Source organism: Paraburkholderia aspalathi (assembly GCF_900116445.1).
GTDB lineage: Bacteria > Pseudomonadota > Gammaproteobacteria > Burkholderiales > Burkholderiaceae > Paraburkholderia > Paraburkholderia aspalathi.
In genome coordinates, this window is sequence record NZ_FPBH01000002.1 from 216,853 (window position 1) to 233,920 (window position 17,068).

17 protein-coding genes are annotated in these 17,068 nt (G+C 63.0%); 15 read left to right on the forward strand and 2 right to left on the reverse strand.

All coding sequences use genetic code 11. From position 1 onward, the window contains the following. Window positions 1–2,070, forward strand: a complete 2,070-nt coding sequence (locus BM438_RS03590) for a putative bifunctional diguanylate cyclase/phosphodiesterase (protein ID WP_093632950.1) — start codon at window positions 1–3, stop codon at window positions 2,068–2,070. Window positions 2,071–2,192: 122 nt separating this feature from the next. Further along, window positions 2,193–2,999, forward strand: a complete 807-nt coding sequence (locus BM438_RS03595) for a hypothetical protein (RefSeq protein ID WP_093632951.1) — start codon at window positions 2,193–2,195, stop codon at window positions 2,997–2,999. Between the two features lie 83 nt (window positions 3,000–3,082). Here the strand turns inward: BM438_RS03595 and dapA are convergent, their stop codons facing one another. Further along, window positions 3,083–4,003, reverse strand: coding sequence for a 4-hydroxy-tetrahydrodipicolinate synthase (gene dapA, locus BM438_RS03600; protein WP_093632952.1), 921 nt, complete (start codon window positions 4,001–4,003; stop codon window positions 3,083–3,085). 408 nt (window positions 4,004–4,411) lie between these two features. Between dapA and BM438_RS03605 the strand changes: the two genes are divergently transcribed. The 4 genes from BM438_RS03605 to BM438_RS03620 all read left to right on the forward strand — a co-directional run bounded on the left by BM438_RS03605 (window position 4,412) and on the right by BM438_RS03620 (window position 9,588). Next, window positions 4,412–5,704, forward strand: coding sequence for an aspartate carbamoyltransferase (locus BM438_RS03605; RefSeq protein ID WP_054038849.1), 1,293 nt, complete (start codon window positions 4,412–4,414; stop codon window positions 5,702–5,704). A gap of 235 nt (window positions 5,705–5,939) precedes the next feature. Beyond that, window positions 5,940–7,403 carry an amino acid permease gene (locus tag BM438_RS03610; RefSeq protein ID WP_093632953.1) on the forward strand — a complete coding sequence of 488 codons (1,464 nt, stop codon included), beginning with the start codon at window positions 5,940–5,942 and terminating at the stop codon, window positions 7,401–7,403. A 318-nt stretch (window positions 7,404–7,721) separates the two neighbouring features. Further along, entirely contained in the window at window positions 7,722–8,780 is a 1,059-nt protein-coding gene (locus BM438_RS03615; protein ID WP_093632954.1) for a hypothetical protein, read from the forward strand. Between the two features lie 4 nt (window positions 8,781–8,784). Then, window positions 8,785–9,588 (forward strand): bestrophin-like domain, encoded by an 804-nt coding sequence (locus tag BM438_RS03620; RefSeq protein WP_093632955.1) that lies wholly within the window; start codon window positions 8,785–8,787, stop codon window positions 9,586–9,588. 48 nt (window positions 9,589–9,636) lie between these two features. On the opposite strand, the gene BM438_RS03625 is transcribed toward BM438_RS03620, so the two are convergent. After that, complete coding sequence (locus BM438_RS03625) at window positions 9,637–10,314, reverse strand: response regulator transcription factor (protein ID WP_093632956.1); 678 nt, start codon at window positions 10,312–10,314, stop codon at window positions 9,637–9,639. A 274-nt stretch (window positions 10,315–10,588) separates the two neighbouring features. On the opposite strand from BM438_RS03625, the gene BM438_RS03630 reads away from it, so the two are divergent. From BM438_RS03630 to BM438_RS03670, 9 genes are all read left to right on the forward strand, one after another. After that, the gene (locus BM438_RS03630) at window positions 10,589–11,269 is read left to right on the forward strand and encodes a DUF2589 domain-containing protein (protein ID WP_054038856.1); all 681 of its coding nucleotides are present in this window, start codon (window positions 10,589–10,591) and stop codon (window positions 11,267–11,269) included. A gap of 31 nt (window positions 11,270–11,300) precedes the next feature. After that, window positions 11,301–12,107, forward strand: a complete 807-nt coding sequence (locus BM438_RS03635; protein WP_244179239.1) for a DUF2589 domain-containing protein — start codon at window positions 11,301–11,303, stop codon at window positions 12,105–12,107. After that, window positions 12,100–12,546, forward strand: a complete 447-nt coding sequence (locus BM438_RS03640; RefSeq protein WP_093632957.1) for a lysozyme — start codon at window positions 12,100–12,102, stop codon at window positions 12,544–12,546. The genes BM438_RS03635 and BM438_RS03640 overlap by 8 nt, the downstream gene beginning before the upstream one ends. 22 nt (window positions 12,547–12,568) lie before the next feature. Continuing rightward, window positions 12,569–13,075: a hypothetical protein gene (locus tag BM438_RS03645; protein WP_093632958.1), complete on the forward strand. Its 507-nt coding sequence runs from the start codon at window positions 12,569–12,571 to the stop codon at window positions 13,073–13,075. 184 nt (window positions 13,076–13,259) lie between these two features. Continuing rightward, the gene (locus BM438_RS03650; RefSeq protein WP_093632959.1) at window positions 13,260–14,378 is read left to right on the forward strand and encodes an extracellular catalytic domain type 2 short-chain-length polyhydroxyalkanoate depolymerase; all 1,119 of its coding nucleotides are present in this window, start codon (window positions 13,260–13,262) and stop codon (window positions 14,376–14,378) included. A gap of 56 nt (window positions 14,379–14,434) precedes the next feature. Beyond that, window positions 14,435–14,977 (forward strand): hypothetical protein, encoded by a 543-nt coding sequence (locus tag BM438_RS03655; RefSeq protein ID WP_093632960.1) that lies wholly within the window; start codon window positions 14,435–14,437, stop codon window positions 14,975–14,977. Beyond that, entirely contained in the window at window positions 14,974–15,606 is a 633-nt protein-coding gene (locus BM438_RS03660) for a hypothetical protein (RefSeq protein WP_093632961.1), read from the forward strand. Before BM438_RS03655 ends, BM438_RS03660 begins: the two co-directional genes overlap by 4 nt. Before the next feature lie 156 nt (window positions 15,607–15,762). Further along, window positions 15,763–16,380 (forward strand): hypothetical protein, encoded by a 618-nt coding sequence (locus tag BM438_RS03665; protein WP_093632962.1) that lies wholly within the window; start codon window positions 15,763–15,765, stop codon window positions 16,378–16,380. Between the two features lie 69 nt (window positions 16,381–16,449). Next, complete coding sequence (locus BM438_RS03670) at window positions 16,450–17,067, forward strand: hypothetical protein (protein WP_093632963.1); 618 nt, start codon at window positions 16,450–16,452, stop codon at window positions 17,065–17,067. Window position 17,068 lies beyond the last annotated feature (1 nt).

The following is a 17,068-nucleotide window of genomic DNA, read 5'->3' on the forward strand; positions in this document are numbered from 1 at the left end:
ATGCAGAGCTCATACAATTTTTGGCTGGTCGGATTCTCGTTCGTCGTCGCGACGCTGGCGTCGTACACGGCGCTCGATCTGACGGGCCGTATCTTCCTGTTGGCGTCGGCCAGTTTGCGGCACGCGTGGCGTCTCGGCGGCGCCGCCGCGCTCGGTGTCGGCATCTGGTCGATGCACTTCGTCGCCATGCTCGCCTTCTCGCTGCCGATTCCGCTCGGCTACGATTTCGCGACCACGGCTTATTCGCTCGGACTCGCGATCGGCGCGTCGTATCTGGCGCTGGTCGTGACGACCCACGCGCGGCTCACGCTGCTTCGGCTCGTGGCCGGCGGCGTGCTGATGGGCTTCGGCATTGCCGGCATGCACTACACCGGCATGGCGGCGATGCAAATGGAGCCGGGCATCCACTATCAGCCGGCCTGGTTCGCCGGCTCGCTGGCGATCGCGATCGGCGCCTCGACCGCCGCGCTGTGGATAGCTCGCGCACTCAGTAACGATGATGAACTCCACGTTTTGCGCAAACGTTTCATTGCGGCGCTGGTGATGGGCGTCGCGATCAGCGGCATGCACTACGCCGGCATGGCGGCCGCGGAGTTTCCGCCCGGCGCCATCTGCGGCGCGGCCAAGGGCGTGAACGCCGCATGGCTCGCGACTTCGGTGATCCTGTTCACGTTTGCGATTCTGATCGTCACGCTAATACTGTCGCGTTTCGATGCGCGCACCAGCTTTCTGGTCGGCGCAGTCTCAAAGCTGAACGGACAGATCGTGCGGCTCGCCACGCTCGACACGCTGACGGGCCTGCCCAACCGCAGCACGCTCACCGAACGCATCGACCGCGCCATTCATAGCGCGCGCCGGCAGCGTTCGCTGTTCGCCATCCTGTTCATGGATCTGGACGGCTTCAAGACCATCAACGATTCACTTGGTCACTCGGCAGGCGACGAAGTGCTGTCCGCATTCGCCCAGCGCCTGCTGCTGTGTGTGCGAGAGAGCGACACCGTCGCGCGTCTCGGCGGCGACGAGTTCGTCGTGCTGTCCGAGAACCTGGCGTCACGGGAAGACGCCGGCACGATGGCCGAAGGCGTGCTCGAACGGATGCGCCAGGGCGTATGGACCGATTCGCAGCCGCTTCAGGTGATGCCGAGCATCGGCATCGCGCTCTTTCCCTACGACGGCGATAGCGTCGACACGCTGCTCAAGCATGCCGACGCCGCCATGTACGAAGCCAAGCGCGCGGGCCGCAGCACCTATCGCTTCTTTGAACAAAGCATGAACGAAGCCGCGACGCGCACGCTGCAAATTCAAAGCGCGCTGCACGAGGCGCTCACCGCCGGCCATTTCTCACTGCACTTCCAGCCGAAGTTCCACGGCAGCGGCGACTCGCTGGCCGGTGCCGAAGCGCTCATCCGCCTGAATCATCCGCAACTCGGCGCACTGGCGCCGCTCGAGTTCATTCCGATTGCCGAGCGCTCGGGTCAGATCGTCCAGATCGGCTATTGGGTGCTGCGCGAGACGTGCCGGCAGATTCGCCGCTGGGTCGACCAGGGCCTGCCCTCGATGAAAGTGGCGATCAATCTGTCGCCGCGCCAGTTGTCGCAACCGGACCTCGTCGCGACGATGCTCGAGATCGTGCAAGCCGAAGGCGTGCAATGCGGGCAGATCATGTTCGAGATCACCGAAACCGTCGCCATGCAGGACGCGCAGAAAACCATCGAGATGATCCGCGCGTTCCAGGCAAGCGGCTTTGAAATCGCCATCGACGATTTCGGCACCGGCTATTCGAGCCTCGCCTATCTGCAACGCTTTCGCGTCAAGCAGTTGAAGATCGACCGCTTCTTCACCAACGGGCTCGACGAGCACGGACCGGAAGGCAGCGCGATCGTTTCCGCGATCATTGCGCTCGCTCACTCGCTGGAAATGGACGTGGTGGCCGAAGGCGTCGAAACCGAGTCGCAGCTCGACATGCTCAAGTCGATGATGTGCGATGAGATGCAGGGCTTCCTGCTAGGCAAGCCGCTCACCGCCGAGGACTTCGGCGATCTGCTGCGGGCAAGAATGGTGGCCGCATGAACATCCTGATCTGTTTGAAAGACGTGTACCTTTGCGACCCGGTTCGCCTATCATGGCGCGCCCGCTGCGTCGCCTCGTTTTACCTATAAGCAGGAACAAACAGATTGGTTGCTGGAGACTTCATGAAAATTGACGTAGCGACGTTCCAAACGGTGTGGCTGATCACGTTCCTGTGCAGCGCCCTCATCACGACAGCGCTTTCGCGTATGTTCGCGCAGGTGGGCGCCTTCCGCTTCTGGGCCGTCGGTTTTTATCTGCTTGCCACCGCCACGGCATGCTTCACGTTGCACAAGATCTGGCCTAGCGATTTGCTGTTGCTGGCCACCGCCACGCTGGCGTTGCAAAGCCGCATTCTGATCTGGACGGGCACGCGTGACCTGTTCGGTGCATCGGCGCCGTGGCGCGCCGGCCTCGCCGTCACTGCCGTGTTCTGCGTGCTGTATGGGAGCGTGCTGGCATTGAATGCACCGCTGGCGGTCCGCGCTAGCCTGCTGGCGCTGTTTTTTGCGCCGTGCCGCGCGGCGACGCTGTATGAGGTCTACCGGCGGCGCCGTCCGCAACTTGGGGCAGCTCGTATGCTGGTGGCGATAGGCAGCGGTATCGCGACGCTCAATGCCATCGTGCCGCTCGTGCTCGTGTTGCTCGACCGCTCCAACATGACGCTGCTGTACGGCAATCCTCGCACCACCTCGGCGCTTTATGCTGTCGTGTTTGCAGGCGATCTGCTGCTGAGCATCGGCCTGATCGTGCTGGCCCTGCATCATCTGATCGTCGAGCGCGACATGCTCGCCACGCTCGACCGCGGTGCGCTGGAGCGTCTCGCCGAGTCACGGGAAATGCGCGGACTACACGAATCGCGAACGCAGCGCGGCGACGTACTCGGCCACGACACGTCCACGCAACGCCGGTCGCTGCCGGGGACTGTTTGACGCTGCGCGGGGCTGCTTCGCCTGGCATCACGAACCATCATCTCAAATACAGATGGCCCGAAGCGAATCCGCACTCAAGCCAGCTATGCCGCTGCGTGCGTCTCTATCCGATCAAACCCTTCCAGCTCCCTGAGCCGCGCGACCAGCGCATCACCGGCACGCGTCATCGGCATGCGCAACTCGTCGCGTATCAGACCTTGCGCGGCGAGCAGAGCCTTCACCGGTGCCGGATTTGGTTCGGCAAACAACGCCTGGATCAGCGGCGCGAGCTCATGAAAAATACGCCGTCCTTCGTCGAGCCGTCCTGCTGACAGCGCACGATACAGCGCGACGAACCGTTCCGGCCGCAGATGCGCCGAGGCCGCGATCGCCCCGCTCCCACCCAGACACAACGTGTTGAAAATATTGATGTCCTCGCCGGTCAGCACCTGCAAGCGCCCGTCGCGAATCAGCGCGAGCGTGGTGTCGAGCGAACCGGCGCAATCCTTCACCGCCTGAATCCGCGGATGCGCGGCGAGCGTCAGCAGCGTGTCGAGTTCGAGCCGCACGCCGGTTCGATAAGGAATGTCGTACAGCACGACGGGCTTGTCGCTCGCATCGGCAAGCGCCGTGAAATGCCCGACGATGCCCGCTTGCGAAGGTCGGATGTAATACGGCGCGGCCATCAGCACACCGGCGATCGGCAGCGCGTTCAGTTGCTCGATACGCTCCTTCATGCTCGCCGTGTGATTGCCCGACACGCCGACCAGCACCGGCAGCGCTCGTACGTCCGCGCCGTGAGTGCTGTGAGCGGCGGCTCGCGCTTCGTCGAGAATCGTCGCCAGCACGGCGTCCTGTTCGGCGTCGTCGAGCGCGGCCGGTTCGCCGGTGGTGCCGAGCGCGACCAGCCCGGCGATGCCCGCGTCGGCATAGCGGCGCACCAGCGCGCGCAACGCGGCGTGATCCACTTCGCCATCGGCGAACGGTGTAATGAGCGGAACCCAGATACCCGAAAAAATAGACATGTCTTTACCTCGATGACGACCGTATCGATTCCGATCAGTGGTGCGAGGGAGGAAAAACAGGGAATGCCGCAGGGGGCGTTGACCGGCTGTTCCGTCGCAACATCTGACGGAACAGCGGCTCCGGTCAGATGAGCGGCTGTTTTTTGGCTTTGGCGTTAACGCTCGGGAAACCCGCGCGTGCGACCACGACGCTCGCAAAAGCGAGACGGGCGATGGTTGACGGACGGAGTCGGAGCGTTTGGCCGGAATGCATGACACGCAGTGTAACCGCGTCCGGAGCGAGTTTGCAAAGGGGGCGGCCAAACGGATTGGCCAAACTCGCAAAATTGCTTGACTTCTGCGACAGGGAAACTAATATACGCACCGCGTACATATCCGGTTCGCAGCCCTTTCCCGACAGGTGCCCGCATGAGCGTCCCACAACAAGCTTTCCTGCGCGACGCGATGCGTCGCATGAACATGACCCGCGAGACGTTCGCGAGCCGTATCGGCGTGTCACGCCGTGCGCTGGACACATGGCTCTTGCCGGACGATTCGCAGGAATCGCGGGCCATGCCGGAGATCGTGGAGCGTTTCGTGTCGGAAATCGTGGTGCATGGCGAGCCGGGTGAAAACTATACGCAAAGCGTAGACTCGCAGTCGCTGGCGAGCCAGATGCTGTTCGAGGGCAAGCCGCAACTGCTATCGGTCGACCAGTTCTCGCGCGACTCGGTCGAAGCGCTGTTTCGCGTCGCCGACATCATGCAGCCGATCGCGCGGCGCCGGAAAATCTCCCGCGTGCTCGAAGGCGCGGTGCTCGGCAATCTGTTTTTCGAAGCCAGCACACGGACCCGCGTGAGCTTCGGCGCGGCCTTCTGCCGGCTCGGCGGCTCGGTGTGCGACACCACCGGCTTCACGTTTTCGTCGATGGCCAAGGGCGAGTCGATCTACGACACCAGCCGCGTGATGAGCGGCTATGTGGATGCGCTGGTGATCCGCCATCCGGAGCAAGGCTCGGTGGCCGAATTCGCGCGCGCAACCAATGTGCCGGTAATCAACGGCGGCGACGGCCCGGGCGAGCATCCGAGCCAGGCGCTGCTTGACCTGTACACGATCCAGCGCGAGTTCTCGCGGTTGGGCAAGATCGTCGACGGCGCACATATTGCGCTCGTCGGCGACCTGAAATATGGGCGCACGGTGCATTCGCTGGTCAAGCTGCTGGCACTGTATCGCGGCATCAAGTTCACGCTGATCTCGCCGCCCATGCTCGAAATGCCGAGCTACATCATCGAGCAGATTTCGCGCAACGATCATGTGATCGAGCAAACCCACGATCTGCCCGCCGGGCTGCGCGGCGCCGACGTGGTGTACGCCACGCGCATCCAGAAAGAGCGCTTCACCGACGAATCTTTCGAAGGCTATACGCCGGACTTCCAGATCAATCAGGCGCTGATGGACAGCGTGTGCGGTCCCGACACGCTGATCATGCACCCGCTGCCGCGCGACAGCCGGCCTGGCGCGAACGATCTGAGCGTCGATCTGAATCACGATTCGCGTCTAGCGATTTTCCGCCAGACCGATAACGGCATCCCGGTGCGGATGGCGATTTTCGCGGTGCTGCTGGGCGTCGAAAAGCTGGTTCAGCATTCGATGCGCGACGCCGCATGGCGCCCGCCGGTTTATCTCGGTCCGGACGACGCGGTGTTTCACGGCATCGATTGATCAGGATTCGAGATTGAAAAGACGGCCTTGCGGATCGCCCGCAAGGCCGTTTCTGCATCCGCAATTTATATCTTCAGTACCCACTCGATTAAATCCGGACTAGACTGAACTCGTTAGTCCTCCCCTCAACCGCAACATCAACAGTGTCAGTCGCCTTTAAAGAAGTCGCTTATTGCAGTGCGTCACAGATCGATTCGATCTCGGATTCACCCACATACGAACAGGACGACTCATCATGGCTGACACGAGTTATATGGTGCGTAAATCCGTCGCGGATATTGTCGCAAGCGCGGAGGGTGGCGAAAACCAACTGTCGAAGTCGCTGGGTGCGCCCAGCATTACGGCCATGGGTATCGGCGCGATCATCGGCGCCGGCATCTTTGTTCTGACCGGCACGGCCGCGGCCCATTACGCGGGCCCGAGCATCATTCTTTCGTTTGTCCTCGGCGGGATTGCCTGCGCCTTTGTCGGACTCTGCTACTCCGAACTGGCTGCCATGCTGCCGGTCTGCGGCAGCAGTTATACCTACACGTATGCCACGCTCGGCGAAATATTCGCGTGGATCATCGGCTGGGATCTGATCCTCGAATATGCGATGGGCGCGGCGACTGTTGCGGTTGGCTGGTCGGGCTACATCGTGAGCCTGTTGCATAACGTCGGGATCAACATTCCGCCCACCATGGCGGCGGCACCCGGCACCACGGTGACGCTCGCCGATGGCAGCACGGTAGCCGGTGTCGTCAATTTGCCGGCGGTCTTCATTATCGCCGTGCTGACCCTCCTGCTCGTGCTCGGCACCAAGGAATCCGCGCGGCTCAATAACATCATGGTGGCGATCAAGCTGACCGTGGTGGTGGCGTTCATCGCTATCGGCGCCTTCTTTGTGCATCCGGCCAACTGGCATCCGTTCATTCCGCAGAATACCGGTGAATTCGGCAATTTCGGCGCGAGCGGCATTCTGCGCGGATCGGCCGTCGTGTTCTTCGCTTTCATCGGCTTCGATGCGGTGTCCACCGCGGCCCAGGAAGCACGCAAGCCGCAGATCGATATGCCGATCGGCATTCTGGGCTCGCTGATAATCTGCACGCTGCTCTACATTGCGGTCGCCGGCGTGCTGACAGGACTCGTTCCGTATGCCCAGCTCAACGTCCCGGATCCGATCGCGAAAGGTGTCGATGCGATCGGCGTCACCTGGTTTTCCGTGCTCATCAAGATCGGCGCGCTGACCGGCTTGACGACTGTGATACTCGTGCTGCTATATGGCCAGAGCCGTATCTTCTTCACGATGTCACAAGATGGCCTGCTGCCGCACCTGTTCGCGCGCGTCCATCCGCGTCTGCAAACACCCCATTTGAGCCAGATAATGATCGGCGCGATCGTCGCGATTGTGGCGGCGTTCACACCGATCAACGTGTTAGGCGAGATGGTCAGCATCGGCACCCTGTTCGCGTTCATTCTCGTCTGCGGCGCCGTGATCTATCTGCGCCGCAGCGACGCAGGAGCCGCGAGACCGTTCCGCGCGCCGGGCGTGCCGGTGATCGCGATCCTCGGGATTCTGTTTTGCCTGCTGCTGATGGCGGGGCTGCCGATCGTCACGTGGCTGCGGCTCTTCGTCTGGCTCGTGATCGGGCTCATCGTCTACGGGATCTACGGCCGCAGTCATTCGCGGCTTCGCTATCCGGAACGGGCACCCGACTGATATCACAGACGATGTGGTATTTCACCGCATCGATTGAACGACTAATAAAGCGGCCTTGCTGAAAACCAGCAAGGCCGCTTTTTTTTGCTGTCGCTCGAACGCCCGTCACGGGCGCTTCGTCACCCCGTCATCCATGACTTCTGCTGGATTGTCCACAGCGCGCGAGACACGCAAAGTGGCATCGCCGTCTATCGCGTCCACGCACGCCGGCACTCTTCCACAGCAGGACGTTCACCATGACTTTGCAACGCTTACTAACTCGAGCCTGCCGCGCCGCACGCTCAGCAATCGGCCACCGTAACGAACCGGAGGGCTGAAATGGGCATCGACCATTTTTCCAATCGGTTCCGGCTGCGCGCCGCACGTGTCAGTGCCCCTCCTGACGGCGCATCACCCGGCGCGCTGCTGGCCCAATTGCGCGACGAATGCGAGGCGATGGCGCGCTACGCGTTGCATCACGGTCTGCCCGTCGCGCCCGAAACCATCGCGCTGCTGAGCGCGCTGATCGACGGCACCGCGCCTGAAAACCGGCCTCCCGGCACTGCCGGCGACGTGCCTCGTTACGCCGCCACCTCGCAGCACTCGCTTGCATCGATCCACCGGAAACTGGCCGCGCTCATCGCGCCGGCCACACCGCAAGCCGTCACGCTGCTCGATGCGCAGCACCGTCTCGGCCGCCCGTTCGCTTGGCTCGGTCCGGTGCCGCTGATCAGGCTGTTGACGGTCGCGTCGATTGCGTTTCTGATCGCCGTGGTCGCAACCGGGCTTTCTCCCGACGTCTCCGCGGACAACGTCGAGCGCGGCTTCCTCGACTCACACGGCACGCAGTTGTTATGGAATGCGCTGTTCCTGCTGTTTTGCGCGGGACTCGGCGCATCGTTCGCGACGCTGTTTCAGGCGCATCGTTACATCGCCGCGTCGACGTACGACCCGAAGTACGACGCATCCTACGGCGCGCGCCTGATTCTCGGGCTGATTGCCGGGTTGATCCTCGTAGAGATGCTACCGTCGCGCCTCTTCGATCAGGGCAGCATGCACAGCTTCGGCAAACCCGCCCTATCGATGCTCGGCGGCTTCTCGGCAACTGCCGTACACCGCTTGCTGCAAAGGCTCGTCGACACGCTCGACACACTCGTGCGCGGCGATCGCTCGTCCGACGCGGATGCCGCACAGCAGACGCGCCGTGCCCAGGCTGTGAGCGAACGCACGCAATGGCAGAGCGAGATCGCCGCGAACCTGCTCGAGCTTCAGCAGTCGCTCGATCATCCGGATGCCGGCGACACGGTACGCCAACGTCTCGCGGATCTCACCCGCGCGATGCTCGCAGGCGAGCCGGCCCGGCTGTCCGTTACCCCCATTCCAAACGACCCGGAGTGACACGATGCTCTTCCTCTACAACATGCCCGCCGCCTTGATGGGTGCGCTGATCGTCGGCGCGACGCTCGCCGCGGCCTTGGGCGGCTATCTGCTGTTTCGCCGTTGCTTTCCGGTTCAACTCGATGCCGAACAGCGCGGCATGACTGTGGCGATGATGTCCGCGGTGACCACCATCAATTCGCTGCTGGTCGCGTTCGCCGCCATTACGGTCTGGGGTACCTACGACGCCGCGGCTGGCACGGTCTCGTCCGAGGCCGCGTGCGCCACTGAACTCGCTCACGATCTCGCGTCGTTCGGCAAGCCGGATGCACTCACTGCCAGAAACGAACTGATCATCTATATCGAGCATGTCGTTCGCGACGAATGGCCGCAAATGCAGCAGTACGCCCGCGCGGATGCCGGAACCCAGGCCGCATTCGACAAGATGTTCGCGACGACCAACCGGATCGTGCCGTCGGACGATCGCGAGCGGGCACTGCTGACCGAAGTGCTCGCCCGTGTGAATGAAATGACCAAGCTTCGGGAGCATCGGCTGCAGGCGCTCGATGTCGCCATGCCGGTGACGTTGTGGGGTGTCATGCTGATCGCGAGCGCGCTCTCGCTGGTGCTGCTGTACGTGTTGCCCGTGACGCGCTTTCATCTTGGGCTCGTGACCATCTGGGCAACGACGCTCGGACTCGCGTTCTTTTTCGTGCTAGCCGTCGACCGGCCGTTCGCCGGCGAAGTCAGCGTGAGTCCGGCGCCCATGCAGCACGCCATCGACACCCTTGCCGCTGAAGACGCCGGACATCAGATTGCACCGGCCTAGCCGGTCTTGCATCCGGCCCGTGCGCCGGGCCGGATGCAAGCGTGGCATTTACTCATGCGTGACGCATAAGAGCGTCTGGCCGCGCACGTTTTCAGGTGTCACGTGACGCGCAAGCCAAAGCGCCGCCTCCGTGCGATTGCTGACGCCGATCTGCCGAAAAAGTGCGTACAGGTGGTTCTTGATGGTCCCCTCCGCGACGTTGAGCACCCGGCAGATCTGCTTGTTCGACTTCCCTTCCGCCAGCAGACGCAATACCTCGCGCTGCCGCGGCGTCAGACGCTCGAATGCGCGATCGCTGGACTGCGCCTGAGCCGGCCCCAGCTCGGCGCCCAGGCCATAAGTGGGCGGAACGTAGATCGCACCCGAGGCGACGCGGCAGAGCGCATCGGCGAATTCGTCCGCGCTCGCATGACGCTCGACGATGCCCGAGGCGCCCGCCATCAGCGCATCGGCGATCGCCTGGCGACACACCGTGCGCACCACGAATAGCCATGGCACCGTCCCCAGGGCGTCCTGCAGCACCTTCGGCCAGCCCATCCGCGCAGCACGCTCGTCCCATTCGAGGGTGACCGCGCCGACCGTTCCCGGCGGCAGGCCTTCCCGGATGCGGTAGATGTCTTCAGGACGCTGGGCCGACCACACCTGGCAACTGCTGTCCCGTCTCCATAAGACATCGGCTACCCCTGCCACAAATAGCGGCGGACTATCGATCATCAGAACGTTCATTTAAGCGTATCCCCTCGGTAGCGAGACGCTCGGGTTCACGTTATTTGCGTCTCTTCGGCTCGCTTTTACCGCTCTTTTGAAAATGACGCACTAGTTCCGACGATCCGTGAAAAACGTTCTAATACAAAAGGCACTCCATTTCTTTCAGAATTAATATGCCGTCCTCCCCTGCCGTCATGCAGGACGGATGGCCTCTCCACAGATTTCTCCAATTTATGTAATTTGAATAGAGACAGTGTATTCGCACTGTCACAAATTCACCATGGAGGTCTGTATGGATGCCAATTTCATCGGCTCTGTCATTAATGCTTTACCAATGGACCAAATGATCGCCGGTCCATTGAAAGCAATGATTTCAGCGCAAACCCAGGCGGCGAAAAGTTATGCCGATTTTCTGATGCAGGTGTGCATTCAGAACGGCAAGGCAGTCGCTGTGCAGTTCGACTACGACGAAACGCTCGTCGACGAGAGCGGCGTATCGAAAGGCGTGGTGCAGAAGACCATGCGCATTCCGCTGCTGGCCGCGATCGTTCATCCCATCATCGCGATCGAAGAAGGCACGATCGACTTCGAGATGGAAATCACGCAGTCGGAGAAGTCGTCGGAGTCTACGGATGCGAGCGGCGAATTCCAGGCGAAGTTTGGCTGGGGTCCGGTCAGCGTGAGCATCTCGGGACGTGTCTCGCACAAGTCGGAGCAAACCCGCAGCACCGATACGCGAGCCAAATATTCGATCCACACGCAGATCAAGCGGCAGCCTCCGCCGGAAGCGCTGATGCGTGTCATTGACTTCCTGACGGACGCCGCCACCAAACCGGTTGTGACCGAAGACAAGGCGAAAGACGTCAAGCCGCTGCCGGCCACACCGACAGACGGCAAGCTGGTCGGCGAGACCACGCAAGCGAGCACGCAGGCAAGCACGCAGGCGAGCGGCCAGCAGCCTGTCCATCAGTAAGCACAGCGGCCACTGACGGCGGGCGGACACCATGTTCAACTTCTTCAAACGGCGCCGCGGCGTGCCGGCTTCACACGGTACGCCGGCCGAAGGCGTACCGCACGACAACGCCTCACAGCGCACGGCCTCGCAGAACGCTAGCGATAGCAAACCGGCTGCTGCGCCTGGCACGCGCGAGCCGCCGGCAGTCACGCAAGCTGCGCCGTCCGCTTCGGCGGCGGCCGGCGACGCCGACATGGCGAACGGCAGCGGAGCGAACGTGCCGCCCGGCACTCCACCGTCCGGCGGTGCGCCGCCGTCGAGCGCGAGCGATCCACCGCCACCACCACGCGGTCTCGCGCTTGACGACATCACGCGCGGCATGCAACACGCGGCAGCCGCCGCGAATCAGTTGCTCTCGCTTCAGTACACCACCGTGCTCGACCAGTTCTTCGACCAGGACGAGAACGGCCTGCTCACGCCGCGCGCGGTCGAGGTCGCGCTCGACGCGGAGCACACGATGCCGGTGCCGCTCGTCGCGCTGGCGACGCCGCGCGGACTGGCGCTCGACAGGATGGTCGTGCATCTGACGGTGCGCGCGGACTTCACCGAAACGCTACCGGCCGGCGGATTGGCGGGCGGCGATCAACGCGGCCGTTTCTTCGTGACGCTCGCGCCGCCGTCCGCACGCCCGAACGCCCAAGGTGAGCAAGCGCAGCGCGATAGCCAGCACATCGACATCGAAATGCAGTTTGCGGCGCTCGACCCGCCCGAAGCGATCATGCGCGTGATCGACGAATACACCCACCGCCTCGTGCCGCGCGCACGGCACGACGATGAGGAGAAACGCCATGCCTGAGCAACCCACGTGCACCGGCACGCAAGGTATCGACCTGATCAAACAGTTCGAGGGATTACGCCTGAACCGCTATCTCGACGCCGTCGGCAAACCGACGATCGGCTATGGACATCTGATTCTGCCGCACGAAAGCTTCAACCGCCCGCTCTCGGAGTCCGAGGCGCTGGCGCTTCTGAGGCGCGACTTGCGCAGCGCCGAACTCGCGCTGCGCAAGCTGGTACGCGTCGCGATCACGCAGCAGCAATTCGACGCCTTGATGTCGTTCGTCTTCAACCTCGGCGCGGGGCGGCTGCGTTCCTCAACGCTGCTGCGCTATCTGAACGCGGGCGCAAGCAGTCATGCCGCCGACCAGTTCCTCGTCTGGAACAAAGCGGGCGGCAAACCGCTCGCGGGCCTGACGCGCCGCCGCCAGGCCGAACGCAAGCTTTTTCTTTCCTAGTGTCCTGACAGGAGGCTTCCCGATGATTTCAAACCATCACGACCGGACGGGTCGCGGGCTTAACACGCGTGTTGTCTGTGCAATCGCAGCCGCCACCGTCGTCCTCTATTCCATCGCTGATTCGCACGCCCAACAGCCAACGCCGACGCTTACCTGCGAGGCTGAAGTCGTGCGCATCAGCCAGGCCTTGCAAATCGCGCACCAACCTGCGCTATGCGAACGCTGCGGCGAGCGGCTTGTGCGCACGCTCGACAGCCTTTACCGGCTCGGCGTGTTGCCCACCTTCTATGCATCCGCGGACAGCGCCAACTGGGACGACCCGCAGCGGCGCCCCGCGATGATGAGCGGCCGCAGTCTCGCCGGCATTCCGGACGGCGCCGAGCTGCTGGCCGACATCGACAGTGGCTTTGGGCCGCGCGGCATCCACAGGTTGCGCTACACGCCGTCGAACCGGCCGGTAGCCATCACCACGGCCGACCGCAGCGTCTCGATACCACTGGTGCCGTGCAAACCCGGCGGCGCGCCCTGACAACCTGGTAATGCACGGCGGGCACGGCCCAGGCCATCCTTCCTATGTCGCCGTACCAGCCTTCCGCCCTATTCATGCGAACACGCCGCGCATCTACTCTGCAAGGGTAGTGCAACACAAGCAACGCATGCCTGAGACGTAGACCCGAACACTCATCGAGTACACACCCAACAGGAGCAGTGGCATGAATTCGGCAACTATCCATAATGATTCGTTATCCAAACTTGATTGGCAATCACGCAGATCCTGGCACGATGTCCTGCGCGCACGGTTCAGCGCAGTGGTGCTGATCGCCGCGACCGTCTCGTGCGCACACGGCGCGGACCTCGCGCCGCTGCCCACGCTCGGCGCCGATCTGCAACACACGTCGGTCTCCGGACTGTCGTCCGGCGCGTTCATGGCGGCCCAGTTCGACGTTGCCTGGTCGAGTCGTCTGATCGGCGCGGGCATCGTGGCCGGTGGCGCATTCGATTGCGCCGGAGAGTCGGCCTTTATCGCGCCGGCCGTGGCAGCGGTCACGCTGTGCATGCAGCCGGCAGGCGCGGCGCCGACCGCGGAAGGCGCATGGCAGGCCGCGCAACGCTTTGCGAAAGCCGGCCAGATCGATGATCCCGCCAATCTTCGCGAGCAACGCATCTACCTCTTCAGCGGCGCGAAGGATAGCGTCGTCGCGACCCGCGTGGTCGATCAGGCCGAGCGTTTCTATGAACTGGCTCAAGTGCCGGCAGCCAGCATCAAGTATCAACGCCATCCCGACGCCGGCCATGCACTGATCACGAACCGCCCGGAAGACTCACCCTGCGATGCGAACCAAAGCCCGTACATCAACAACTGCGGCTTCGAGCAATCGCACGAGATGCTGCGCTGGATCTACGCGAGACCCAATGCGCCGTTGAATGCACCCGCGACGCAGGCAAGCGGCGAGTTGCGGAGCTTCGATCAGCGCGAGTTCGATCCCAACCGCGGTGCGTCGCTCGCCGACGTGGCCTACGTGTACGTGCCGGCCGATTGTCTGCATGCGGCGTGCGCCGTCCATGTCGCGTTTCACGGCTGCGTGCAGAACGCCGATGCCGTCGGCCAGCGATTCGTGCGCGGCGCCGGCTACAACGAGATCGCCGACACCAATCGCCTGATCGTGCTCTACCCGCAGGCTGCGAAATCCGCCGTCAATCCGCTCGGCTGCTGGGACTTCTGGGGTTACACGAGTCCGGACCCGGACCATCCCAACTTCAATACCCGCGAGGCGCCGCAAATGGCCGCCGTCATGAAGATGATCGAGCGCCTGGGCGGCGCACGTCAGTGAACGCGGTGATTGTCATCGCTCATCGAAACCGAAACCGAACCGATCAAGGATCCGTCATGCTCTCGACCCTCATCACGCAGTGGGAAAACGCCAATCTCGCCGCCTTCCAGTTATTCAGCAAGCTCGTCGCGCAGTCGGCCAATCCGGCGGGACTGCCGGGCGCCACAACGGATGTCCGCACGTGGCGCGCCTTCGTACGCACCGCCCTGCAGAGCAGCCAGCAGTACACGAGCGCTGCGCAATCGGCCTTCGACGCCGGCTGGCGCGAGCAGCGCGACCGCTTCGCGCTGCCGGGCGCCGCCGCCGCGATCAAGGAGCTGGCCGCGATCAATGCCGACCTTGCGACGCGCATCGCCCAGGGTCACGTGCAGCACACCGGCGCGCTCACCGATGCGGCCGCCCAGTATCTCGACGACCTGTCCCGCAGCCGCAACGCCACGGATGCCGCGATGGCCTTCGGCCGGTTCGCGAACGACATGCAGGCGCAGAGCCGGGCGCAAGCGCTGCATACGTCGTCGGTCGCCGGCAGCGTGTCGCCCGCCCTCACGCAGTGGGTCGAGAAGCATCTCTCGGACGACGACGCGGAGCAGGCGAAATGAACGTCAATCTTCGCTTCGTCAACCGCTCGAATGACTGCGGCAACAGCGAAGTCGTGCTGTTCCAGCGCAACGTGATTCCCGATTTCGACGGTCTCGCGATCGCATGGAAGGTGATCCGCTTCTGCGGCCGGGATTGCATCCATCCGTTCGTCTATTCGACCGACATCGAGATCGCGCTTGGCGACGAGCACGGCAACTTCTCGCCGCGCATGAGCGCGCAGCACGGCGAACGTTTCGTCATCGGGGTTCATCCGACCGGCCGCGCCCGGCTCACCGCGGAACCGGCGCTGGCGGGCGGCGCGGACGGTGGTCCGGAAATCCAGGTCGCCAACCGGATGCCGCGCGGCGCGGTCAATGTCAACGCCTTCAACGCCGGCAAGCTGATTGCCGCCAAGCAAGCGGTGGCGCCGGCGCAGAAGGCCGTTTTCCGCTTCACACCGGTGCTGTGGATCGGCGTGGCCTCGCAGATCGAGGAAGGACGCGCGCTCAGTTCGGCGGTGCTGTCGAGTGACAACACGATGCTGCCCCTCGCCGGCATTGCTGCAGGCGACATCGTGATGACAGGCGGCGGCAGCGGCGTCGACGCGCAGCCCTTCGCTTTCGCGTTCGAAAACGTCGTGCATCTCTAGCGTCGCATCTCTCGCGTCTTTAGCGCCTCGAGCTAGCACGACGCCCGCATCCGGCGTCTCACCTCTTCTTTCGTTTGACGGCCCGTCCAACCGGCAGGCCGGTGGCAAGGTGCGCGGCAAACCGATTGCCGTATTTCAACCTCAAGGAGCAGGCAAGTGGATATTCAGCTGAACTTCGTCAACCGTTCGAACGACGCTAACAATTCGAACATCGTGATCTTCCAGAAAAACGTCGCGACGGATTTCGACGAACTGGCGATCGCGTGGAAAGTGATCCGCAACTGCGGCCAGGGCGACAATCATCCGTTCAAGTTTCCCATGACGATGAGCGTCAGCGCGAGCGACAGCTACGGCAACTACATGCCGCAGCAAACCGCCACCAACGGGCAGGTCTTCCAGATCGTCCGCTCGACGTCGGGCGACGTGCTCACGCTCGGCACGGACCCGGGCAACAGCTCGGAAGTCCAGGTCCGCAACGATCTGCCGAACGGCGCCACGAACGCGACCATTTATAAGGACGGCAGTCCGCTTGCGACCAAAACATCGATCGCGCCGGGGCAAAAAGCCGTGTTCCAGTTCAAGCCGACTCTGTGGATCGGTGTCGCGTCGCAGATCGAACAGGGCGCGCTGCTGAATTCGGCCGTCATCTCCGACATCAACACGGAGCTGTCGCTGCTCGGCATTGCCAGCGCCGACGTCGTGATGACAGGCGGCGGTCCCGGCCCGCGCTCGTTGCCGTTCACCTTCCGGCTCGAACACGTCGTGATGGCGTAACGGACACGCGTTCGGCGTCGGAGGATTCGTCGTTCGACGCCGCTTCACTCCACCAGGAAAAGGTTCGCCATGGACATCAAACTCAACTTCATCAACCTCTCCAACGACGTCAACAACAGTCAGATCGTGATCTTTCAGAAAAACGTCTCGACGGATTTCGACGAACTCGCGGTCGCGTGGAAGGTCATCAGCAACTGCGGGCGCGGCGACAATCACCCGTTCGTCTTTCCGCTGCTCACCACCGTTACCGCCAGCGACTCGGACGGTAACTACATGCCGCAAAAAGTCGCGCAGAACGGCCAGATGTTCAGCGTGAGCCGCGCGGCATCCGGCAACGTGCTCGCTATCGCCGGCGCGTCGACGAGCTCGCGCGAGATCCAGTTGCGCAACGATCTGCGCACGGGCGCCATCAGCGCGGGCGTGTTCAAGGACAACCGGCTGCTCGCGAAGAAGACCGGCATCGTGCCTGGGCAGAAGGCCGTGTTCGAGTTCAAGCCGACGCTCTGGATCGGCACCGCCTCGCAGATCGAGCAAGGCAAGGTGATGAATTCGGCCGTGATCTCCGACATCAACACCGAGTTGTCGCTGCTCGGCATTGCACGCTGCGACATCGTGATGACGGGCGGTGGCGGCGGGACCACGGCGGTGCCGTATCAGTTCAAGCTGGCGAATATCGTAATGGGCTGAA

Bases quoted from the DNA above. Each gene is read 5' to 3' on its own strand.
- BM438_RS03590 (WP_093632950.1), top strand. From the start codon at position 1: ATGCAGAGCTCATACAATTTTTGGCTGGTCGGATTCTCGTTCGTCGTC.
- BM438_RS03595 (WP_093632951.1), top strand. From the start codon at position 2,193: ATGAAAATTGACGTAGCGACGTTCCAAACGGTGTGGCTGATCACGTTC.
- dapA (WP_093632952.1), bottom strand. From the start codon at position 4,003: ATGTCTATTTTTTCGGGTATCTGGGTTCCGCTCATTACACCGTTCGCC.
- BM438_RS03605 (WP_054038849.1), top strand. From the start codon at position 4,412: ATGAGCGTCCCACAACAAGCTTTCCTGCGCGACGCGATGCGTCGCATG.
- BM438_RS03610 (WP_093632953.1), top strand. From the start codon at position 5,940: ATGGCTGACACGAGTTATATGGTGCGTAAATCCGTCGCGGATATTGTC.
- BM438_RS03615 (WP_093632954.1), top strand. From the start codon at position 7,722: ATGGGCATCGACCATTTTTCCAATCGGTTCCGGCTGCGCGCCGCACGT.
- BM438_RS03620 (WP_093632955.1), top strand. From the start codon at position 8,785: ATGCTCTTCCTCTACAACATGCCCGCCGCCTTGATGGGTGCGCTGATC.
- BM438_RS03625 (WP_093632956.1), bottom strand. From the start codon at position 10,314: ATGAACGTTCTGATGATCGATAGTCCGCCGCTATTTGTGGCAGGGGTA.
- BM438_RS03630 (WP_054038856.1), top strand. From the start codon at position 10,589: ATGGATGCCAATTTCATCGGCTCTGTCATTAATGCTTTACCAATGGAC.
- BM438_RS03635 (WP_244179239.1), top strand. From the start codon at position 11,301: ATGTTCAACTTCTTCAAACGGCGCCGCGGCGTGCCGGCTTCACACGGT.
- BM438_RS03640 (WP_093632957.1), top strand. From the start codon at position 12,100: ATGCCTGAGCAACCCACGTGCACCGGCACGCAAGGTATCGACCTGATC.
- BM438_RS03645 (WP_093632958.1), top strand. From the start codon at position 12,569: ATGATTTCAAACCATCACGACCGGACGGGTCGCGGGCTTAACACGCGT.
- BM438_RS03650 (WP_093632959.1), top strand. From the start codon at position 13,260: ATGAATTCGGCAACTATCCATAATGATTCGTTATCCAAACTTGATTGG.
- BM438_RS03655 (WP_093632960.1), top strand. From the start codon at position 14,435: ATGCTCTCGACCCTCATCACGCAGTGGGAAAACGCCAATCTCGCCGCC.
- BM438_RS03660 (WP_093632961.1), top strand. From the start codon at position 14,974: ATGAACGTCAATCTTCGCTTCGTCAACCGCTCGAATGACTGCGGCAAC.
- BM438_RS03670 (WP_093632963.1), top strand. From the start codon at position 16,450: ATGGACATCAAACTCAACTTCATCAACCTCTCCAACGACGTCAACAAC.